General features: G+C 45.6%; 23 protein-coding genes and 1 pseudogene. 20 read left to right on the top strand and 4 right to left on the bottom strand.

Annotation, left to right across the window (positions count from 1 at the left end; all coding sequences use genetic code 11):
- Position 1: 1 nt before the first annotated feature.
- From FNE76_RS04090 to FNE76_RS04110, 6 genes and pseudogenes are all read left to right on the top strand, one after another.
- Entirely contained in the window at positions 2–568 is a 567-nt protein-coding gene (locus tag FNE76_RS04090) for a 2-oxoacid:acceptor oxidoreductase family protein (RefSeq protein WP_120947342.1), read from the top strand.
- A 6-nt stretch (positions 569–574) separates the two neighbouring features.
- Positions 575–2,512 carry a diaminopimelate decarboxylase gene (gene lysA / locus FNE76_RS04095; RefSeq protein WP_120947343.1) on the top strand — a complete coding sequence of 646 codons (1,938 nt, stop codon included), beginning with the start codon at positions 575–577 and terminating at the stop codon, positions 2,510–2,512.
- Between the two features lie 2 nt (positions 2,513–2,514).
- On the top strand, positions 2,515–3,399 hold the full coding sequence (locus FNE76_RS04100; protein ID WP_185962990.1) for a DUF2156 domain-containing protein: 885 nt from the start codon (positions 2,515–2,517) through the stop codon (positions 3,397–3,399).
- 29 nt (positions 3,400–3,428) lie between these two features.
- Positions 3,429–5,027 (top strand): class I SAM-dependent methyltransferase, encoded by a 1,599-nt coding sequence (locus FNE76_RS08525; protein WP_407925313.1) that lies wholly within the window; start codon positions 3,429–3,431, stop codon positions 5,025–5,027.
- A pseudogene (locus tag FNE76_RS08780) lies at positions 5,009–5,191 on the top strand (hypothetical protein); the annotation flags it as partial. The gene FNE76_RS08525 and the pseudogene FNE76_RS08780, both read left to right, overlap by 19 nt.
- A gap of 276 nt (positions 5,192–5,467) precedes the next feature.
- A complete protein-coding gene (locus tag FNE76_RS04110; protein ID WP_120955738.1) occupies positions 5,468–6,313 on the top strand; it encodes a nucleoside 5-triphosphatase RdgB (dHAPTP, dITP,XTP-specific) in 846 nt (281 codons plus the stop codon).
- Here the strand turns inward: FNE76_RS04110 and FNE76_RS04115 are convergent.
- The 3 genes from FNE76_RS04115 to FNE76_RS04125 are packed head-to-tail and all read right to left on the bottom strand — an operon-like array spanning position 6,310 to position 10,226.
- On the bottom strand, positions 6,310–7,986 hold the full coding sequence (locus FNE76_RS04115) for a methyl-accepting chemotaxis protein (protein WP_120947346.1): 1,677 nt from the start codon (positions 7,984–7,986) through the stop codon (positions 6,310–6,312). The two genes, FNE76_RS04110 and FNE76_RS04115, sit on opposite strands and share 4 nt — an antisense overlap.
- A gap of 58 nt (positions 7,987–8,044) precedes the next feature.
- The gene (gene rny / locus FNE76_RS04120; protein ID WP_120947347.1) at positions 8,045–9,613 is read right to left on the bottom strand and encodes a ribonuclease Y; all 1,569 of its coding nucleotides are present in this window, start codon (positions 9,611–9,613) and stop codon (positions 8,045–8,047) included.
- On the bottom strand, positions 9,561–10,226 hold the full coding sequence (locus tag FNE76_RS04125; protein WP_120947348.1) for a 5-formyltetrahydrofolate cyclo-ligase: 666 nt from the start codon (positions 10,224–10,226) through the stop codon (positions 9,561–9,563). The genes rny and FNE76_RS04125 overlap by 53 nt, the downstream gene beginning before the upstream one ends.
- A 91-nt stretch (positions 10,227–10,317) precedes the next feature.
- Here FNE76_RS04125 and greA point away from each other — a divergent pair, with 91 nt between their 5' ends.
- From greA to FNE76_RS04185, 12 genes are read left to right on the top strand one after another with little or no spacing between them, the layout of a single operon-like run.
- On the top strand, positions 10,318–10,812 hold the full coding sequence (gene greA, locus FNE76_RS04130; protein ID WP_120947349.1) for a transcription elongation factor GreA: 495 nt from the start codon (positions 10,318–10,320) through the stop codon (positions 10,810–10,812).
- Positions 10,799–11,233: a dUTP diphosphatase gene (gene dut / locus FNE76_RS04135; RefSeq protein ID WP_120947350.1), complete on the top strand. Its 435-nt coding sequence runs from the start codon at positions 10,799–10,801 to the stop codon at positions 11,231–11,233. The genes greA and dut overlap by 14 nt, the downstream gene beginning before the upstream one ends.
- An 8-nt stretch (positions 11,234–11,241) precedes the next feature.
- Positions 11,242–11,862 carry a hypothetical protein gene (locus FNE76_RS04140; RefSeq protein WP_120947351.1) on the top strand — a complete coding sequence of 207 codons (621 nt, stop codon included), beginning with the start codon at positions 11,242–11,244 and terminating at the stop codon, positions 11,860–11,862.
- Positions 11,859–13,049: a hypothetical protein gene (locus tag FNE76_RS04145; RefSeq protein ID WP_120947352.1), complete on the top strand. Its 1,191-nt coding sequence runs from the start codon at positions 11,859–11,861 to the stop codon at positions 13,047–13,049. The genes FNE76_RS04140 and FNE76_RS04145 overlap by 4 nt, the downstream gene beginning before the upstream one ends.
- Complete coding sequence (locus tag FNE76_RS04150; protein WP_120947353.1) at positions 13,046–13,687, top strand: type III pantothenate kinase; 642 nt, start codon at positions 13,046–13,048, stop codon at positions 13,685–13,687. The genes FNE76_RS04145 and FNE76_RS04150 overlap by 4 nt, the downstream gene beginning before the upstream one ends.
- Entirely contained in the window at positions 13,687–14,391 is a 705-nt protein-coding gene (locus FNE76_RS04155) for a sulfite exporter TauE/SafE family protein (protein ID WP_120947354.1), read from the top strand. Before FNE76_RS04150 ends, FNE76_RS04155 begins: the two co-directional genes overlap by 1 nt.
- Positions 14,391–14,915 (top strand): D-glycero-alpha-D-manno-heptose-1,7-bisphosphate 7-phosphatase, encoded by a 525-nt coding sequence (locus FNE76_RS04160; RefSeq protein WP_120947355.1) that lies wholly within the window; start codon positions 14,391–14,393, stop codon positions 14,913–14,915. Before FNE76_RS04155 ends, FNE76_RS04160 begins: the two co-directional genes overlap by 1 nt.
- A gap of 40 nt (positions 14,916–14,955) precedes the next feature.
- Entirely contained in the window at positions 14,956–15,924 is a 969-nt protein-coding gene (rfaD, locus tag FNE76_RS04165; RefSeq protein ID WP_120947356.1) for an ADP-glyceromanno-heptose 6-epimerase, read from the top strand.
- On the top strand, positions 15,924–17,381 hold the full coding sequence (gene rfaE1 / locus FNE76_RS04170; protein WP_120947357.1) for a D-glycero-beta-D-manno-heptose-7-phosphate kinase: 1,458 nt from the start codon (positions 15,924–15,926) through the stop codon (positions 17,379–17,381). The genes rfaD and rfaE1 overlap by 1 nt, the downstream gene beginning before the upstream one ends.
- A complete protein-coding gene (gene gmhA / locus FNE76_RS04175) occupies positions 17,351–17,917 on the top strand; it encodes a D-sedoheptulose 7-phosphate isomerase (RefSeq protein WP_120947358.1) in 567 nt (188 codons plus the stop codon). The genes rfaE1 and gmhA overlap by 31 nt, the downstream gene beginning before the upstream one ends.
- Positions 17,910–18,713: a sulfatase-like hydrolase/transferase gene (locus FNE76_RS04180; RefSeq protein WP_185962991.1), complete on the top strand. Its 804-nt coding sequence runs from the start codon at positions 17,910–17,912 to the stop codon at positions 18,711–18,713. Before gmhA ends, FNE76_RS04180 begins: the two co-directional genes overlap by 8 nt.
- A 31-nt stretch (positions 18,714–18,744) precedes the next feature.
- Positions 18,745–19,575: a phosphoethanolamine transferase gene (locus FNE76_RS04185; protein ID WP_143928389.1), complete on the top strand. Its 831-nt coding sequence runs from the start codon at positions 18,745–18,747 to the stop codon at positions 19,573–19,575.
- Between the two features lie 204 nt (positions 19,576–19,779).
- Here FNE76_RS04185 and FNE76_RS08235 read toward each other — a convergent pair whose 3' ends face one another.
- Positions 19,780–19,953 carry a hypothetical protein gene (locus FNE76_RS08235; protein ID WP_162983027.1) on the bottom strand — a complete coding sequence of 58 codons (174 nt, stop codon included), beginning with the start codon at positions 19,951–19,953 and terminating at the stop codon, positions 19,780–19,782.
- 113 nt (positions 19,954–20,066) lie between these two features.
- Here FNE76_RS08235 and FNE76_RS08680 point away from each other — a divergent pair, with 113 nt between their 5' ends.
- Positions 20,067–20,957, top strand: a complete 891-nt coding sequence (locus tag FNE76_RS08680) for a sulfatase-like hydrolase/transferase (protein ID WP_143928390.1) — start codon at positions 20,067–20,069, stop codon at positions 20,955–20,957.
- The coding region (locus FNE76_RS08685) for a sulfatase-like hydrolase/transferase (protein ID WP_268903669.1) at positions 20,912–21,391 on the top strand (480 nt) is incomplete at its 3' end. The genes FNE76_RS08680 and FNE76_RS08685, both read left to right, overlap by 46 nt.

The following is a 21,391-nucleotide window of genomic DNA, read 5'->3' on the forward strand; positions in this document are numbered from 1 at the left end:
CATGGAATTGCAATTGCGTTTTACCGGTGTGGGGGGGCAGGGGGTGCTTTTAGCGGGTGAGATTTTAGCCGAAGCCAAGATCGCCTCGGGAGGGTTTGGGACCAAGACTTCCACCTACACCAGCCAAGTTAGGGGCGGGCCTACCAAAGTGGATATTATTTTGAATTCTGAAGAGATCATTTACCCCTATGCCAAAAGCGGGGAAATTGATTTTATGCTCTCTGTGGCACAAAGTAGCTACATGCTGTTTAAGGACGATGTCAAAGATGGGGGGGTTGTGGTGGTCGATCCTAACTTAGTTAAACCCAGTGCACAAGATGAAGCAAGATTGCAACTCTATAAAATCCCCATTATTAGCATTGCTAAAGATGAGGTCGGCAATATCATCACGCAATCGGTGGTGGCGTTGGCGATCACAACTATTTTAGTGGAATGCGTGGATCGGGAGCAGGTGATCCAAACGATGATCTCTAAAGTCCCCGCAAAAGTGGCCGAGCTCAACAAAAAAGCCTTTGAGATTGGAGAAGCCCACGCCCTCAAAGCCCTACAAGCCCAAAAGATTTCTTAAACCCCCATGCTGGAACTAGCCCAAATCCAAGAGATCGCCACCCAGCACGCCACGCCCTTTTATCTCTACGATTTGGATCGCATAGAAAGCAGATTTGCAGATTTTAAAGAAGCCTTTAGGGGTAAAAAATCTTTAATTTGCTATGCGCTCAAGGCTAATTCTAATTTAGCCCTCTTGCAACACTTGGCAAAATTGGGCTGTGGGGCCGATTGTGTTTCCATCTATGAAGTGCGTAAAGCCCTTTTAGCTGGGATCAAGCCCTACCACATCATTTTTAGCGGGGTGGCCAAATTAGAACATGAAATCAGCCTTGCCCTCACTAGCAAGATTTTATTTTTGAATGTGGAATCCTTTGAGGAATTGCGCCTAATTGAGAGCATCGCTAAAGAGCTTAAGATGTGTGCGCGAGTCTCGGTGCGCATTAACCCCAACATTGATGCGCTCACCCACCCCTATATCTCTACCGGACTTTGGGAAAATAAATTCGGGGTGGAGGAAAAAGAAGCGGTACAGATGTTCATGTTTGCCAAGCAGTCCGCCTTTTTAGAGCCCGTTGCGATGCAGTTTCATATCGGTTCCCAGCTCACAGATTTAGCCCCCATCGCAGAGGCTTGCACCAAGATGGGAGCATTGGCGCGTTTTTTGGTGGCTAGTGGGGTGGAGCTCAAATTTTTTGATGTGGGCGGGGGGCTAGGGATTGATTATAGCCAAGAGCAAAATCAGAACTTGATCGATCTGAATGCCTATGCTAGTGCTATTTTCCAAGCCCTCAAGGAATTAGATTTGACTATCATTTGTGAGCCCGGGCGCAAAATTGTCGGGGATAGCGGGGTGCTGGTTAGCCAAGTCCAATACACCAAGCACAATGAACGCAAGCATTTTGCGATCATCGATGCGGGTATGAATGATTTTTTGCGCCCTGCCCTCTACCAAGCCACCCACCCCATCTATACCACCAGCGATCCGCACAACCCCAAACAAACTTACGATCTAGTGGGGCCCATTTGTGAGAGTGCGGATTGCTTTGCCAAGGGAGTCGAACTACCCACACTCAAACGGGGAGATTTGGTGATCTTGGATAAAGTGGGGGCTTATGGGGCAAGCATGGCTAGCCATTATAATAGCCGCCCTAAAATCCTAGAGCTAGGCTTGAGTAAGGGCACGCTTAAAGTGCTCAAACCCAAAGAAAAATTAGCCCACATGATCAGCGATGAGTTGAGTTGTTTAGGCGTGGAGAGTCTAGAGCAAAGCCGCACCCAAATTGATCATCTGGATCAACAAATTAGCGCGTTGTTGCAACAACGCTTGCAGATCGCGCGCCAAATCGCCCAGCACAAACAGAGTTTAGGACTCAAGAGTTACTACCCCGTGCGGGAAGCCCAAATTTTTAAGGGAGTGGGTAAGGGCTTAGAGAGCATTTTTACAGAAATCTTGGGGGTTTCTAGGAGTTTAATTCGCCCGGAGAAAATCGGGTTTTATGGCTTAGAAGGGGATATACGCCGTGCCTTTGGGCAAAGTGCGTTCTTGCAGGAATTAGACCCCCTAGCTTTGATTCAAGCCCTGCAAGAGGGGGGAATAGACTTTGGGGCACTCTTAGTGCAAGAGTGCTTAAAAGATGTGTTGCCCGCCCTACTTCTTGCCAAAATCAAGGCGATCCACTCTTTGGAATTTGGTAAGAAGCGTTGGTATTTGGTGGTGGCTAGGGCAGATTTTGCTTTACGCACAGAAGGCATCTTAGAGAAAAAAAGCGCATTGTATTGCTTGGGCGCGGCCTTAGAATTTTTAACCCAAAGCCTCAAGCCCGCCAAACTCTGCCATGCCCACCCTTTGGGCGAACATCTATTATTGGAAGTGGCGCACACTATACCTCTCCAAAATATCCTAGATGCCCTCACTTTTTGCCAACCTACCAGTTTGGGCACTTATGCCAGCGTGGAGTCCTAAATTTGGATTTTAAACCCATTAAACTTGCCAATAAACCCCTAATTGATGGCTTTTTAGCCCGCGATGCCTTTGAGGTGGCTGATGTGCATTTTAATAATTTATATCTGTGGCGCAAAGCCAGAGAAATTAGCTACGCCATAATCCATGACTGCTTGATCATTGCTACCAAATACCCCGACAGCACGCCCTTTTATTTTTACCCCATTGGGCTTGGGGATAAAAAAGCCGCCCTGCAAGCTTTGATCGAGCGTGCCCCCCATCCCCTAGAGTTGCGCGCCCTACAAAGCCAACATGTGGCCCAGTTAGAGGCATTTTTTCCTAACGCCTTTGAGATTACCCCCATGCGGGATCGTTTTGACTACATCTACAGCGTGCCCGAGCTCATCGCCCTAAGTGGCAAGAAATTCCACAAAAAGAAAAACCACCTCAATGCGTTTTTAAAAACTTACCCGCATTTTAGCTTTGAGTCCATTAGCCCCCACAATATAGACCCGCTCATGGAAGTTTTACAAGAATGGCATGCCCTAGATGATCCCCAAGATGTGGGGCTAGCCCAAGAACATAAAGGCATCTTAGAAGCCTTGCAAGTCTATGACCAGCTGGGCATGCAAGGGGGGGTGATCAAAATTGGGGATAAAATCGTGGCGATGAGTTTTGGAGAAATTATCCAAAAAGACATGGCTTTAATCCACATTGAAAAAGCCAGCCCCCATGTGCGTGGGGCTTACCAGATGATCAACCAACAACTTCTAACCCATGCCTTTTCTACTTGTGCATGGGTCAATCGGGAGGAAGATTTGGGCATTGAGGGCTTGCGCCAAGCTAAAATGGGCTATCACCCCGCTTACTTGCTAGAAAAACACCACGCCATTTTGAAAAATCCATAACCATTGCCTAATATTGGCTACAATGGGGCATGCAAAATTATATTTTCCAAACCCTCTCTGAAGAGCCCCTAAAAGCGGCACTTTACCAACGCTATTTTAAGAGTTTTGCCTACAGCGCACACAAGATCGACTTTGTGATCAGCAAGAAACACCCGCAAGGCTTGATCCCCCTGATTTGGGCGGAGGGCAAGAAGGGCAAAAGCGATCTGCAAAAGTCTTTCACGCAATTACTCTTAACCATTGGCAAACACCGGTTTTTCACGCATGAAACCCCGCTTTACTTGGGGGTTTTTGATGCTTATTGCTTTGCCTTTGTGCGTTATAACGCGGATATGAGCGCCCTTTTTTACCAAGACATCAATTTTAACACCACGCCCAGCAACCACAACAGCCCCGAGTTTTTGCAATGCCACCAACTTTTTCAAGATTTCTTCAAGCCCCTTTACTTCCAATTTGCCACCCAAGAAAAAGAACTGGCAGAATTTATCAAACACCTAGCCCATACCCCTTTGGAGCAAATCCCCATTGACACGAATAACTTTGTGCATGTCTATCACAAGTGGTTAGAGAGTGTCAAACCCAGTATCAGCATTGATTGGAAAAAGGCGGGGGATATTTTAGATACAGATTTTTATCTAGCCGATTTGTTGAGCGCAGAAAATAACACCTTGCCAGACAATCTCAACACGCTTTTAAAAAACGATCATTATGCTTTCAATAAAATCCAAAATCTAGCCGGGTTTTTTAACTTCGACAGCACGGGCTTTAAGGACAACCAACAAGCCCACAAGGAGTTTTGGAGCGTTTATAAACGCCCACCCGCACAGGAGTTTTGGGATCATATCTTAGAAAGACGCGATCTTTTAGTGCCCCTAGATGTTAGAGAGCGCAAGGGGGCGTTTTTCACCCCCAAAATTTGGGTGGAAAAATCGCAAGAATATTTGCGGGCGTGCTTGGGGGCGCATTTTCAAGAGGAATATTACATTTGGGATTTAGCCACTGGCACGGGTAATTTGCTCTTGGGCTTGAGTCGGCCCGAGCGCATTTATGCGAGCACTCTAGATCAAAACGATGTGGGGATTTTAAAACAAAGGGCAACAAACAAGCAACTCCCCATCTTAGAAGATCACATTTTCAAATTTGACTTTTTAGACGACTCGTTTGACAAGCTCCCAGACCCACTACAAGCCATCTTAAAAGACCCCAATAAATGCGCCAAACTCATCATTTACATCAACCCCCCCTATGCCGAAGCGGGGAGCAAGACCCAAATCACCCAAACGGGCAGGAATAAAGGGGGCGTGGCTAATTCGCCCATGGCTAAGACTTATGCTAGAGAATTAGGCAGGGCAAAAAACGAATTATTCGCCCAATTTTTCATGCGGATTATTAAAGAGATCGCCCTTGTCAAATCCCAACCAAAAGAAGCCCCCCTTGCGGGGGAGAGCTCTTATGAAGGACTATACCACACAAATTTAAGCCCTAAAAAAGAGAGCTTAATGTATAATACGCGTTCAGAGCCCTTACCATGTTTAGCCATGGCTGGCTCCTTAAAGTGGGATGTTGCCCCCTTACAGGGGCACACTGATTCTACTAAATCCCCCCTTAAATCCATGGTCCCATCTTAGCCAGTTTCTCCACACTCAAATACCTCAATTCCTCTAATTTCAAAACTTTTCGGCAACATTTTAAGGCGCGTTTTTTGGGGGGCTTTATGGTCCCAGCCTCTAGTTTTGATAATGTCAAGGGGAGTTTTCCTATTGGGTTTTTGGTGTGGGATTTGGGGGGCTAATTTAAAACCCCCTAAGAAAAAGATCGCTACAATCTCATTAAGGACATGGCGGCTTTCTTTTAGACCACATTTGGAGCACTTGTAAGCGTCTTGCTTATTTGGGGTTGGGGGTGCAGAGGGTGGCACTCCAGAAAGGAAGCCACCATGCAAAGATTGGTAATAGTGCTAGTGATCTTGGCAGTGTTGGTCTCACAGCTTAACTAGATCACTTGGGGCGGGTTTGCCCGCCCTAAACACTGGCACTATTATTCCGTATCCTCACTTTAAGAGACTTGAATGCAACCCATTTTCTTAGACATTTACGATTTGGCGGGGAATTTTTTGGGGGTGAAGGGGTTTGGAGCGCATTTGGATCGCACCAAAAGCATTATAGAGTGGTTGCGGGGCTTTTATGACAAAAAGGGCGACACCTTAGCCTATATGAAAATGGCAGGCTCAGACATACAACACAATAATACGGTAAATCTTGACAACACCCTAAGCCCCAATGACATTAAAAAACACCTTTTTACTTGTGTGAGCGCTCAAAACCTCCTCCCCATGTCTGTCTATTTTGCCGTGCGGCTTTGCATTAAACCCACTTGGATCAACGATCGCGATCAATTCTACGCCCCCTATAATGATACATGGCAACATGATTTGGAATTTTTACATGATTGCCTGGCTTTCATGCTTTTGCACACCCAAAACCGCATCTCTTGTGTGCATGGGGATAACCATTTCATCCCCTTTAGCGAAACCTCCATTAATGCCAAAGCTGCCTATAAAAGCCATGCGCTCCTAGACTTTCTAAAAGGCAAGAAGAGCCACCTTTTTAGCACCCCCACACCTCTCATCTTTAGCCCATTAGCCCAAGAGGTCTTGCAAGCCGGGCAGGCTCTGTATGCCTATTACCACCACCAAGCCGGGCACACCCAAAATTATAACCCCAATGCCGGACTCTATGACATCAAGGAATTTTTCAGCGGGCGCAATGCTAGGGGCGTGCTTAACCCCCCTAGCAAATCCAAAGATGAGCACTATAAAACCCTCTATGCCACCCTCAAAGACACGCTCAACGCCCTAGCTAAGCAAATCCAGCCCAAAGTTTGGGCTTATGGCTTTTTAAGAGAAGACCTTTAAGTTTTAAACTGGTTGATGTCGGCATCTAAGTCTGTGGTGGAGGTGTGTAAGGAATTTGCCAAATTGGCAATTTGCGTGGCATCGTTGAGGGTTTTATGCGTGGTGTTCTCCACTTGGGTGAGCTTGCCTGCCATATCCTTAATGCTCTGCCCGGTTTGTGTGTAGTTAGCGATAAAATCATGGGTGTTTTGCACCACCACGCCCACATCTGCGCTCATATTCTTAAATTTCTCCTGCACTTCCAAGCTCCCGACACTCAATTCCTCGATCTTTTTAGAATTTAAGTTCATCTGGGTGCTCACATCATTGATCTCTTGCACGATAAGCCCGATGGTGGAATTGATCTCTGCTAGACTCTTTTGGGTTCTACCTGCCAAATTGCGCACCTCATCAGCCACCACGGCAAAGCCTCTGCCATGCTCGCCCGCACGGGCGGCTTCGATGGCGGCATTCAAGGCTAATAAATTGGTCTGATCGGCAATGTCGTTAATGATATGCAAAATATTTTTCACGCTATCGGCATTTTTGCTCAAATGTTCCACTTTGGTGGCTAACTCCTCCTCTGTCTTGGCCGCCTCTAGAATATGCGCTAGCATGGCGGCTAGGGATTCATTGGATTGCTGGATAGCTTGTTGGGTTTGCAACAATTTATCCCCCACCCCCTTAGCCTCTTGCACAGACTGGAGCACGCCAGAAGATAGCTCATTGGATTGCAAATGCAAGGCATTGATCATGCTGGCATTTTCCTTCATGCTGACATGGCTACTGGTGATCACATTATTGAGCTGATCGGCTAGGGCTTTGTTATTCACGCTATTATTTTTCATGCTTTTCACAAAAGCTTGGATATTTTCTACAAAGGTGTTGATTCCAAGCCCGGCTTGCCCGATCTCATCCTTGCGGTTATTAACCTCAATGCGCTTGGTCAAATCCTTATCCCCCTGCCCAAAATTGTGTATTTTAGTAACTAGATTGTTCAATTGCCTCACAACCGTTACACGCATAAGGATCGTGGAGACGAGAATCAAAAAAGCCACCACGCCCCCAATCCACTGCATCAAAACCCGTGAGTTAGCCAAAACTTCTTTTCGTGATTGCTTCTCTAGCACATCAAATTCTTTCAAAATATCGCTGTAATAAGAAGTGGTGACAAGAATCATGCCACTGGTGGAATCATAATGGCTATAAGCTACCTTGGGCTCGGGCACGCCCCCGGCCACTTTAGGCATTTTATAGTGGATGAACCCACCTCCCTTATTGGCTTCCTCCACAAAACTTTTGACATACCGCACACCATCTACGCTCGTCAAATCCAACCCAATCTTACCCACTGTGCTTGGATTGACCGGATCAAAGAGCACTCTCCCTTCCCTATCCACCGCCACGATATAGACAATGCTCCGATCATCATTGATGTCTTTTAAATAGCTTAGAGTGGATTTTAACGCCTCCTCTTTGGGTTGGATGCGGTAATAGTGTTTAATCCCCTCTTCAATAAGTTCGTACATGTAGCGCAAAGAAGCTTCTTTTTTTGCGATTCCATCTTCTTGCATAACCTTCACAAGATTTTTAACCAAGTTGTGTTGCTTGTAGTCTGCCACCACGACTATAACCACGCCCATAATGACTAGGAACAACAAAATGTTCCCTAAAATCTTAGTTCCCAAATTCACCCTGCCCCTTTCAAACAAAATTAAGGCCCATAGCCTCGCATTTCTAGCAAGACTAAGTTTAACGTGCCACTGCTTTGGCATGCCTTTCTCGAATCACATGCACCACCACCTCACCGGGATATTGCAAATTGTTTTGGATTTCTTTAGCAATATCCCGGGCTAAAAGGGGGATTTTGGCATCGTTGATGGTTTCTGGGCACACAATGACGCGCACTTCACGCCCCGCATCCATGGCAAAGACCTTTTCCACACCGCTTTTTTGGCTGGCAATGCGCTCCAAATCCTGCATGCGGTTTAAGAAGTTCTCTGATTCTTTGCGTCTAGCTCCCGGGCGGCTAGCAGAGAGCGCATCGGCCGCACACACGGCTGCACATTCAATGCTCTTGATCTCCTCGCGATCGTGGTGGGCAAAAATGGCATTGAGCACAACGGGGTGTTCGTTATGCCGTCTACACACCTCAGCACCCAATTCCACATGATCGCCCCCATGTTCGGGTGTCAAGGCTTTACCAATGTCATGCAAAATCCCCGCGCGTCTGGCTAATTTGCAATCCCCCCCCAGTTGCTCGGTGATAGTCCCAGCCAAAATAGCAACCTCTATAGAGTGGATCAAGGCATTTTGCCCATAACTGGTGCGGTAACGCATACGCCCCAGCAGGTGTTTTAATTCTTCGGGCATCGAATCAAGCTTGAGATCTAGGATCACTTCCTCAGCTTCTTGCAAAATTGCCTCCTCCATGCCTGCTTCCACACGTTTATAGACCATCTCAATGCGGGCAGGCTGGATACGCCCATCTTGAATCAACTGCTCTAAAGTCCTTGTAGCGATCTCACGCCGATACAGATTAAAGCAGCTCAAAGTGATGGTTTTAGAATCTTCATCAATGATCACTTCCACGCCACTAATGCGTTTGAAGGTGTCGATGTTTTTGCCTTCTTTGCCAATGATGCGCCCAATAAAGTCACTATCGGGCAAAGCAACCACGCTGGTTAAATTCTCCATCGCAAAACTGCTAGCAAAGCGTGCGGTGGCTTGGGCGATGATAAAATGCGCGCGCTCTTTGGCTTCTTTTTTGGCTTGTTTTTCATACCGGCGGATTAAGGCACTTTTTTGCAAGATCAAATCCTCTTCCAGACGGCGCAACACGATCTCTTGAGCCTCCTCTTTGGTATAACCTGCACATTCCATGAGGGCGTTTAAGGCTTCTTGTTTGAGTTTGGCGCATTCTTGAGAAATTTGTTCTTGGGTGTATTTTTCTCTTTGGAGTTCTTGTTGGAAGGCTTGGAGCTCTTGTTTAGTTTGGTTAAGCTGTTGGTTTTGGAGATTCCATTGCTTTTTTTGCTGGTTTTCATAGGATTTGAGCGCGTCCAATTTGTTTTGGTAATCTTGGGCATTTTCTTGCACTTGGCGGGCATATTCTTGTTGGAGTTGCTGGATCAAGGTTTGGGACTCGACCTCTTTAGTTTGGTAGAGCACTTGGGCTTGATAAAGCAACATATCGGCCTTAGCTTTTGCCTGCTTGAGGATACTTTGGCGTTGGGTGCCCAAAAAACGCCGAGTCAGCCAAAAGACACTAGCACCCGTGAGGACGCATAAGGACAGCGTGTTTAAAAATATATTTGTCATGGGATTTCCTTTTGATTTTGTTTTTAGGTTGGTATAGATGGTTTTGATCCACACATAAAGAGGCAGAAATGTCATGGGCTTGCCCTAAGAGTTGGGGTGTGTAGAGGAGTTTTCTGCTGATAAAAATCGTGTAGGGGCGTGTTTTGAGAGTGGCAAAAAAGCGATCGTAAAAGCCTTTGCCAAAACCAATACGCCGATAAGCCCCCTCTAAGCCCAAAATAGGTACAAGCACCACATCTAAAGTCCGGGTCGCTAAACTTGAGAGGCATGGCTCTAAAATTTGGTAAGCATTTTTTTGCAAGGGCAGGCGGTAGGGTGCAATTTTCAAACCCTGTGCTTGGGTGATGGGCACTAACAATTTTGCTTTAGGGCGCAACCATTTGATCAAGGCCCTAATATCAGCTTCTCTTGGCATGGGAGAGTAGATTAAGATATGGCGGGCTTTAATTGCGGTTAAAATCGCTTTTAAACGCGCCACGATCTTGTGATCCCTAATGTCCCATGCGTTCTGAGCACGCCATACCCTCTTGCATGCTGCCCGAAAACTTTCTTTAGAAAAGTGGGGGTCTTTTAGAGTTTGGATGTTACGCCTTTCAAGTTTGCTAAAACGCATATTAACACAACCCCCCTAGCTTTTGCTTTAGGCGTATTTAATAGCCCTTTAACCATGCTTTTTATATAATCCCAGTTTGCGTTAAGGAGAGTTGATGAAAGAACCCATGAGCGTTTATGGCTATGAAAAGATTCGTGCCGAATTAAAGAGGCTCAAGGAAGTTGAGCGCCCCTATATTGTCAAGGAGATCGATCGGGCCAGAGAGCATGGCGATTTAAAAGAAAATGCCGAATACCACGCGGCTAAAGAGAAGCAAGCTTTTATTGAAGCGCGCATCAATGATTTGAGTCGTCTTTTGGCCAATGCCCAAGTGATCGACCCTTCCACTTTGAGTCACCAAAAGGTGAGTTTTGGGAGCACGGTTAAAATCCTCAACTTAGATACAGATAAAGAATATTCTTACACCATCGTGGGGAGTGTGGAGAGCGACCCAGCTAGGGGGTTGATCTCTTGTGGCTCGCCCATTGCTAAAAGTTTGATGGGCAAGCAAAAGGGCGATGAGGTGAGTGTAGTTTTGCCCTCAGGAGAAAATGAGTTTGAGATTTTAGACATCTATTATCAAGACATCAACTATGCCCAAGATTAAAATCCAAAAACTCCATCCGGATGCTAAAATTCCGCGTTACCAAAGTCCCGGGGCTAGCGGATTTGATCTGTGTGCTTTGCAATCCTTAGAGATCGCCCCGCAAAGTATCGCTTTGGTGCGGACCGGGTTAGCTATGGAGCTAGAGGTGGGTTTAGAGGTGCAGGTGCGTTCGCGTAGTGGTCTGGCTTTAAAGCACCAAATCATGGTTTTAAACTCTCCGGGCACCGTTGATAGCGACTATCGGGGGGAATTGCAAGTGATTTTGATGAATTTAGGCAATGCGCCCTTTAGCATCAAAGCAGGCGATCGCATCGCCCAAGCGGTGTTATCTTCTGTGTGCAGGGCAGAATTTGAAGAGGTGGGGGCGTTGGGAGCGAGCTTGAGAGGAGCTAGGGGCTTTGGGAGTTCTGGGATACAATAGGGAGATAAATGGGTATTAAAGAAAATCTCAAACAAGTTCAAGAGGAGTTTAGAGGTGATGAGAAACTTCTAGAGAGTGCTTTTCGCCTAGAGAAACTCTACCACAAATATAAGTATGTTTTGTTGGTGGTTGTGGTGGGGGTGGTGCTTTGGGTGGTCTATACGAAGTTTTTAGAATACAAGCAGGAGAAAAAAAACCAAGAGATCACGGCTGTTTATAACGAGGTGTTGCAAAACCCCAACAATGTGGCTGTTTTAGATCGGCTTAAAACAACCTCACAAGAACTCTACGATCTCTACACCTATGCTCAAGCCCTCAAAAGTCAAGATGCCCAAGCCCTCCTAAGGCTTAAAAATTCTCCAAACTCTTTAGTGCGATCCCTAGCCACCTATTACTACGCCTCTTACCAAAAAGATTTAAAAACCTTGCAAACGCTGAATTTACCCAAAATGCAAGATTTGATCGCCTTGCAAAAAGCCTATTTGCTCTACCAAGAACACAAACAACCCCAAGAGGTCCAAAAGGTCTTGAACGTAATCGATCCCACATCTAGTCTTTACCAAATTGTGAGCATCCTCAAGCACTACCCCGCTCATGGCGTACAAGGGGCGAGTAAGGTTAATCCATGAGGGGGGTTTTTTGGATTATTCTGCTCTCTTTGATCTTTTTTGGGTGCAATGGGCGTAAAAATTTTACCCCCCCCGCCTCTAAAATCAAGGGTGTTCTCTCCTTTGATCGCCCCCTAAATGATAGTCTTGTTTTTGTCAATCGCTATGGTGCAATCTTAAAAAATGGGGGTGTGATTGACTTGGAGGGCATCACGCCCTTAAAATTAGGCAAAGATTTGGATAAAGAAACCTCTTTTTTGAATAAAAGCCAAGATTACTACATCTTAGCACGGGATTGTTGGCGCACACCTCAAGAAAGCAAAACCAAAGCTCCCAAGAAAAAAATGAAAGTTCTCACCGATAAACAAGCCCAGGCAGAGATCGTGGAGAATATCCAAGCCATCGATCAAAATGTGATCTTGCACGATCGTTGCCACCACTTGGAGCTTGTGGCGATCTCAAGTGCCAAGCCCTCAATCCTCATCCCTTTAGATGCCTATCCATTGAGTGCTAACCTTAAAAAGGATCGCCTAGCCATTGTTACAGCGGATAATTCTGCCAACATTTATGACACCAAGACTAAAAAGCTCATTTTTAGCGAAAAAGGCTCTTCAAGTGCGGCGATCAACTCTTTGGTGGCTGCACCAGTGTTTTTGGACACGGTGGTGGTGTTCCCCATGTTAGATGGGCGTTTGTTAGTGGTGGATGTGAGCGCAAAAGAACCGCGCGTAGTGCGTAATATCGTGCTCAATAGTGAGAAGTTTTTTAACAATGTGATCTATCTAAAAGTCCAAGATGAAAACATGTTTGCGGCTACGGGCAAGCGTTTGGTTTCAGTCATCTCCGGGCAGGAATTTAACTTTGATGCAGACATTGTAGATGTGCTCTACCACAACCATCATATTTATGTGCTAACCTTAGATGGGCGGATTTTACAGATGGATCAAACCCTCAATGACAAGAGCATGGAAGAGGTCAAGTTGCCCTTTGCCATCCTTAACTCCCTTGTGGTAACCGATAAAAAGCTCTTCACCCTAGAGAGACAGGGCTATTTGGTCGAAGTCAATTTGGAACAATTCAATGATTACCGCGTCTATCGCCTCAAAGGGGTTTCCAAAAGCTTTTTGGGCAAGTTGGACAAAATGAGCTTTTATAGCAAAGATAAGATTTATTACGATCGCGCCTATTTGGATTTGAGCCACCCATGATTTTGTGCGACATTGGCAACACCCATTTACACTTTTACAATGGTTCTAGGGTGTGGAAGAATAGCCCCAATGCTCTAGATACCAACAAACTAGAGGGCGATCTCTACTATATCAGTGTGAGTCCCAAAAATGAGGAACTCTTGATCAAGGCTTACCACCCTTGCTATAACATCGCCTCTTTATTGCATTTAGAGACCACCTATGAGGGTTTGGGCGTGGATCGCAAGGCGGCATGTTTGGGCTTGGGGCTTAAAAGTGGGGTGGTGATCGATGCAGGGAGTGCCATTAGTATAGATGTGATGGATCATGGCGTGCATGTGGGCGGGGTGTTGTTGCCTGGGTTTGGGGCTTACCAACAAGCCTACAAAAGCATCTCTAAAGTGCTTAATCACCCCATCAATGTGCGCATACCCCTAGACATTCTCCCCCAAAACACCGCCCAAGCCTTGAGTTTTGGGGCTTTAAAATCGGTGTTATTAGTGCTCACAGAGATCATCGGGGATAAAAAAGCTTATTTCACGGGGGGTGATGGGAAGTTCTTGGCCACCTTTTTCCCCCAAGCCATTTATAATGAATTATTGGTTTTTGAGGGTATGCAACACGCCATCGCCCAAAAATTAGAGAGCCTCAAGGCTTAATGGAGCTTCTAGCCTATTTTATCAATGGCTCTTTAATGTCTTTGGGGCATTGTGTGGGGATGTGTGGGGGGATTGTGCTGGCTTATTGCCAAAGCAAATTCAACCCCACCACCTCTTTAAAACAACAAATGCTAGGGCATACCCTCTATTCTTTGGGGCGCATTAGCATGTATGTCTTGGTGGGAATCTTAGCCTTCTTGGGTTTTAGAGGGCTTTTAGAATGGGTTAGCCATGTGTGGGATTTGGATCGCACGCATTTACAAGCCATTATTTTTATTGTCATGGGCATCTTGATGATTGGTTTTGCTCTGGGCTATGCCTTGAGATTTAAAGCCAATCTTGCTATGGGTTTTTTAAACCGCCTCTTTAGAGCCACTCTAGGTGCACCTCGACTTTCTAGCTTGTATGTTTTGGGCTTGATCAATGGACTTTTGCCCTGTTCAATGGTCTATTGGTTTGTTTTGAGTGCTTTAGCCCAGCCCAATGCCATGCGTTCGTTGGAAGTGTTATTGACTCTTGGATTTGCAACCTTCTTGCCCATGTTTGTCTTTGGCTTGCTCTTGGGGCGGTTTTTAAACTCAGCTCTTAAGGTCTTGTTTAAAAAACTTGCCTTTTTGATGATGTTGGGCTTTGGGGGTTATAACATTTACATGGGCGTGGTCATGTTGCAAGGGCACACCCACCACATGCACATGGGGCATTGATGGGGCAAAAGGCGTTGTTCTTGGATCGCGATGGGGTGATCAATGTCAATAAGGGTTATGTGTCCCACCCATTAGATTTTGAGTTGCTCCCGGGTATTTTAGATGTTTGCAAAAGGGCTAAGGATTTGGGATATCTCTTGATCGTGGTAACCAACCAATCAGGCATCGCCCGGGGGTATTATTGCCAACAAGATTTTTTGGAATTAAATGCCCACATGCAAGCGTTGTTGCGTGCCTATGGGGGGGTCGGTCTAGATGCCATTTATCACTGCCCTCATCTGCCCCGTGCGCGCTGTGCTTGCCGCAAACCCAATTTAGGCATGCTTGAGCTTGCCTTGCGTGATTTTGCAATTAATCTTGATCAAAGTATCATGTTAGGCGATCAATGGAGTGATATGCAATTTGGCTTGGGCGCAGGGTTTGGGATCAATCTTTGGCTCAAGCCTAGTAGTTCCTTTTTGCCCCATAGAAGGCTTTTTAAAATAGATCATCTCCAGCAGGTCCCAGAGTTTTTAAAGCTCTAGGCTTGGCTTGTGTGTTATAATCCTAGCAGAAAGGACTGGCATGGCATATATTCCTAATACTTTAGAAAATAAAACGATCGTGATCACCGGGGGAGCGGGCTTTATTGGGAGCAATCTAGCTTTTTATTTCCAAAAGCACCACCCCGGGGCGCGTGTGATTGTGCTGGATCGCTTTAGAGGTGGAGAACCCAATAGTTTGGGGCATTTTAAAAACTTGATTGGCTTTGAGGGCGAGATCATCAGCGCAGACATCACGCATAATTTAAATGCACTTAAAAAAATCGAGTTTGATTATCTCTTCCACCTAGCGGCTATCTCGGACACCACCAACACCAACCAACAACTGGTGATGCAAACCAACCACCACGCTTTTTTGAAACTCTTAAGAATTGCTGAAAAACAAGAAGCCCGAGTCATTTATGCCTCTTCGGCTGGGGTTTATGGCAACACAAACGCGCCTAACCGCGTGGGTTTTGATGAAGTGCCAGAAAATATTTATGGTTTTTCCAAGTTGCACATGGATAAAAGCGCGCTCAGTTTCGCCCAAGAGAGTTTCATGCCCATTGTGGGCTTGCGTTATTTTAATGTCTATGGTCCGGGGGAATTTTACAAGGACAAAAGTGCCTCCATGATTTTACAACTGGGCTTGCAAGCCCTGCGCCACAAAGAAGTGAAACTTTTTGAGTTTGGGGAACAACAACGCGATTTTGTCTATATTGAAGATGTGATCCAAGCCAGCGTAAAGGCGATGGTGGCAGCCAAAAGTGGGGTTTATAATGTGGGTTATGGCATGGGGCGTAGTTACAATGAAATTGTGGAGATTTTGCAAAAGGAATTAGGGGATTTCAAGGTTAATTACATCAAAAACCCCTATCCCTTTTTCCAAAAACACACTTGTGCGGACATCCAAGCCACACATGCTGATTTGGGCTATGCCCCCATCTACAATCTAGAGCAGGGGATTCAGACTTACTTGCCCGTGATCAAAAAATACGCCAACCCCAGTTAATGTTAGACGCATTCTTAACCCCCCCTACCACTCCACCCCATGTATTGGTCGTGGGTGATCTCATTGTGGATCGCTACATTTGGGGCACTAGTGACAGACTCTCCCCAGAAGCTCCTGTGCCAGTTGTGAAAGTGCAAAAGGAAACTTACAGCTTGGGGGGGGCTGGGAATGTGGCGGATAATTTAATCGCCCTAGGAGCGCGCGTGAGTCTGTGCGGGGTGGTGGGGGCTGATGAGCCCAGAGGGTGGCTTTTAAACAAATTAGCCCAACTTAATATCTCCACCGCTGGGGTCTTAAGCGATCCTAACCGCCCCACTTCTTTAAAAAGCCGTGTGATGGTTGGCAAACAGCAAGTCTTGCGTATCGATTGCGAAAGCCAAGACCCCTTAAGTCTTGAACTTGAACAAGCGATCTTGAATCTAGCTAGCTCCTTGTTGCAAACAGCCGATGCATTGGTGCTCTCAGATTACAATAAGGGGGTCTTGAGCGTGTCCTTGTGCCAAGCCTTGATCACTCTAGCTAATAAGGCTAAAAAGCCCATCTTGTGTGATCCTAAGGGCGTGGATTATTCCAAATACAGCCATGCCAGTCTCATCACCCCCAATAAAAAAGAAGCCCAAGTCGCTACAAGGCTTGAGATCACAGATGATGCCAGTTTGCAACAAGCCCTAGAACATTTTAAGACACACCAGCACATTGCCACCCCTCTTATCACCCTAAGCGAACAGGGCATGGCGTTTTTGGATCACCACCAATTAGTGAAAATCCCCACCATCGCTAGAGAGGTCTATGATGTGAGCGGAGCAGGGGATAGCGTGATTGCCGCTTTGGCTTTTTGTTTGGCTTTGGGCTATGATTTGCACCAAGCGTGTTTGTTTGCCAATGCCAGCGGGGCGGTGGTGGTGGGCAAGGTGGGGAGCGCGCGGGCTAGTTATGCTGAAGTGCTCGAATTTTTGCAACGCCACTACCACCAAGGGCAAAAAATCTTGGATCGCCACGCCCTCAGACCTCTTTTACAAGCCAGCCGCCCTAAACGGGTGGTTTTCACCAATGGGTGCTTTGATCTCTTGCACAGAGGGCATGTCCATTATCTGCAAGAGGCTAAAAAGCTGGGGGATATTTTGGTGGTGGGCTTAAATAGCGACTCTTCGGTGCGTTCTCTTAAAGGGACAAGCCGTCCCATTCACGATCAAGCTAGCCGTGCTTTTATCTTGGCCGGGCTGGAATGCGTGGATTTTGTGGTGATTTTTGAAGAACAAACACCCCTAGAGATCATCAAGGCCCTTGAGCCTGATATTTTGGTCAAGGGGGGGGATTATCAAGGTCAAGAAGTGGTGGGGGGTGATTTAGTAGAACAAGTGGTTTTGATCGATTTTGTCAAAGGCAACTCCACCACGGATATTATTCATAAAATACAAGGAATGGCATGCAAGACTTCATCCAACAAGAATTTTTAGCCCACATACAGACCGCTCAAGAGAGTTTGCAAGCTTTAGGCTTCCCCTTAGAGCAGAGCGCGCGCGCGCTGGTGGGCACGTTACAAAAGGGGGGCAAGATTTTGGTTGCGGGCAATGGGGGGAGTGCCGCTGATGCCCAACATTTTGCCGCCGAGCTGACAGGGCGTTACAAGAGAGAAAGAGCGGGTTTGCCCGCCATAGCTTTGAACACAGACACTTCAGCCCTAACCGCCATCGCTAATGACTACGGCTATGATCGGGTTTTTGCTAGGCAGGTGGAGGCTTTGGGGCAAAAGGGGGATTGCTTCATTGGCATTTCTACTAGTGGCAATTCGGCCAATATACTCTTAGCCCTGCAAAAAGCCCAAGAGTTGGGTTTGAGCACTTTGGGTTTAAGTGGTCGGGGCGGGGGTAAAATGCGCGCCTTATGCGATTTTAATCTCATTGTGCCCAGCACAGACACCCCCAGAATTCAAGAGATGCATATTTTACTCATCCACATGCTTTGCGATCAAATTGAAAGAGTATTTGCCTAGCTTGAGCCTCGATCGGCGTTTTTTCTTGGCATGGGGGGTTTTTGTAGGAGCGGCGTTTTTCTCCCCCGATGCGCACATGAGCTATGTACTTAAATTTGTCTTAAAAGTAGCTTTTTATAGTGGGGCGTTTTTTTATACCCTCTATGCCTTGTTTGCCCTTTTGCCTCCAAATTTCCAAGAATGGGCGAAAAATGTTCTCCTAGCCTTGAGTCTTATTTGTGCCTTTATACGCTTTTTTGCGGGTTATGTCTTTAACATGGATTTTAACCAAGTCCTTTTGCAGACCCTATACAACACTAACCTAGCCGAAACCCTAGCCTTTTTAAAATCCCAAACTTCCTCTATCCTCTTAATCTTAGCCCTTATCTTTGGCTGCGCATTGTTTTTATGGGTGTGTCGTTTTGAGTGGGTGATTTCTAGGCGACTCAATCTATTTTTACTGGGTTTCATCGGGTTTGGCATAGGTGCACATGTGGGGCGTACGGCGTATTTATCTGCCCAAATAGGGAGCCTTAACCTAGCCCCACCCGAAGTGTTGGACACCTTGCCCCTTATCAAAGAAACTAGGGCAGTTTATTTTAGTTTGCAAGCGGGGTCTAGTGTAGTGCAAAACGCCCTAAACCAGCCTTACCCTAAAGATTACCTCAAAGTGGATGTTGATAGCGTGCCCAATGTGGTTTTGATCGTGGGCGAGAGTGCCTCTAAAAATTTTATGGGAATCTATGGTTATCCTGTGCCCAATACGCCCTTTTTAAGTGGCTTAGAAGAGAGAGAGAGAGAAGACAAACTCGCTTAATCTGCCTAACCTCTTTGTCTTTGACAATGTCATCTCTGCTTTTAGCAACACGGAGGCAAATTTCCAAGTTCTATTAAATTATAGCGACACCGAAAATGCCAAGATCCCTTGGTATCGCCAAAAAGATTTGGGCGGTGTTTTTAAATTAGCAGGCTATCAAACCTTTTGGTTAGACAACCAATATCCTGCAAGGAGCAGTAGCGCGACTGAACTTTTACCCCGCCGTTTTGGGGTGGTTTTATGGACATCTTCTTTTAACACCGATGATATGAGTTTGCTGGACTTGTTTAATACCAAAGTGCACCCAAAACTAGATGCTAAAAATCTCATCGTATTCCACTTAATGGGGAGTCATCTCCTCTACAAAGACCGCTTTCCCCTATCTTTTGCCAAATTCACTCCCAAAGACATCCCCTATCAAGGTTTGCATGTCCAAAATGACAAAGATAAGCAAATTATTGCCGATTATGTCAATTCGTTGTATTACACCGATCATGTTTTAGGAGAGATTTTTAAACTCTTTCAAGATAAAGATGCAATCATTGTTTATCTCTCCGATCACGCTCAAGATATATTTGAGAGTTCTAACACCTATGGGCATAAATGTTCTAACTTTGGAGTAGAAATCCCCTTTGTGATCTATGTTACTGACACTTTCAAGCAAAAACACCCTGATAAAGTTAAAGCCATCGCAGAGGCTATCAATAAACCCTTCATGAGCGATGATTTAATCCACTCTCTTTTGCCCATCGTGGGGATTCACACTAAAGATAATCTAGAATCTAAAAATCTCTTTAGCCCCCAGTTTGATATCAAGAGAAAGAGAATTTATTGTGGGGATCAAATTTACAAGCACAATTAGCTACAAGTCTCTTAGGGTTTTAACTGCACACACCCATATAGCTATAGCTTGAAGTTTGGACCTCTAGGGTCAAATCATCGCCTATATCACAAAGCCCATAAGATTGGAGCACCACCATTTAGGCAGGTGTGGTCTGCACCCCCTTATCACATAGGGAGCATCTGTGTGTATTTCCAATAGGGGCCAAGATGAAAGCGATCGCCTTCAAAGACTGCCAAACTTTTGGTATGTGGGTATGGGGCTTTGGATATCTAAGATAGTGTGTTCTTGGCGCATCCACATAGCCTTGCAATCGGGGCGATTGACAATCATCTTCTGATTCCAATCGCTCTTTTTAGTGAATTTTAACCGCCCATTTTCCAAATCAATCTTTTCCACGACACACCTTTAAAACGCACCATGGTAGCCCATCCAGACCAACCATCCATCAATCACCTTAAGCTATCATGGCGTATAATGCCCATTTTTTCAAGGAGCTTTGGTTGGGTAGAGTGGTTTTAGACAACCGATTTTGGCTGATGTGGCTAGCCCCTATTGTGGCAGGCTTGTTTTCTCCTTATGCTCGGGGTTTAAAATGTTTGATCGCTTATGAAGTTAAAATTGCTTTTTATGGATTTGTAGTGCTCTATCTTTTTTATGCCCTCTTTGCCTTGATCAAGTCTCCCTTAGTGGTCAAGGTGCTGAGAAACACGCTTTTAGGACTTAGTCTCTTATTTGCCTTGATTAATTTCTTTTTATCTCATTACTTTGATATGCTCTTTACGCCCAACACCATCGATACAATCTTGGCCACAAACTCTAAAGAGAGTCATGATTTTTTAGAAAATATGGTGCTACCCCATAGTGGGGTTTTATTGGGGGCGTTGTCCTTTTGCGTGTTGTTTCTTTATGTAGTGCGCGTCAATGTGCGTTTAAGTCGGAAAATCCATGCCACCTTAATTGCTATGTTTATATTGGGGATTTCTTTGCATGTTATCAAACTTGCTGGGACAAGCGGAGGCGTTATGGAAGACAAGGGCTTTTCAAGAATCCCTTATGGTGTTAATGAAACAATCCAGCGGGTGATTCCTCTTGTCAGAGAAGGCCATGCCATTTATACTAGTCTGAAAGAATATAGCAATAACCAAGCCATTTGGCAAGCCATCAGAGAACCACTACCTAAAGATTACCTCAAAGTGGATAGTGACAGCGTGCCCAATGTGGTTTTGATCGTGGGCGAGAGTGCCTCTAAAAATTTTATGGGAATCTATGGTTATCCTGTGCCCAATACGCCCTTTTTAAGTGACTTAGAAGAGAGAGAGAGAGAGAGCAAAATTTATTTATCTTCACAAACACCATTTCGCCCTTTGCCTACACGGTCGCCACTTTCAAAGTCCTATTAAATTATTCCGATGTGGAAAACCGCTCTGTGCCTTGGTATAATCAAAAAAACATCGGGAATATTTTTAGTGCAGCAGGCTACAAGACTTTTTGGCTAGATAATCAAGAGCGCGAGCAATTAGCAACCACCAATGTTTTTAGCCTTCTGTCCGATCGTTTTGGTGAGCGGATATGGACTAATTTTGGAGACTATGATCAAGCCCTCATAGATACTTTTAACGCGCGGATTAGAGCGCAGTTAGGGAGTAAAAATCTTGTTCTTTTCCACTTGGTGGGCAGTCATTACTTCTACCAAGACCGCTTCCCCCCATCTTTTGCCAAATTCACTCCCAAAGACATCCCCTATCAAGGTTTGCATATCCAAAATGACAAAGATAAGCAAATTGTCGCTGACTATGTCAATTCAATCTACTACACTGACCATATTTTAAAAGAG

The organism is Helicobacter mehlei (genome assembly GCF_007280785.1).
Lineage (GTDB): Bacteria > Campylobacterota > Campylobacteria > Campylobacterales > Helicobacteraceae > Helicobacter > Helicobacter mehlei.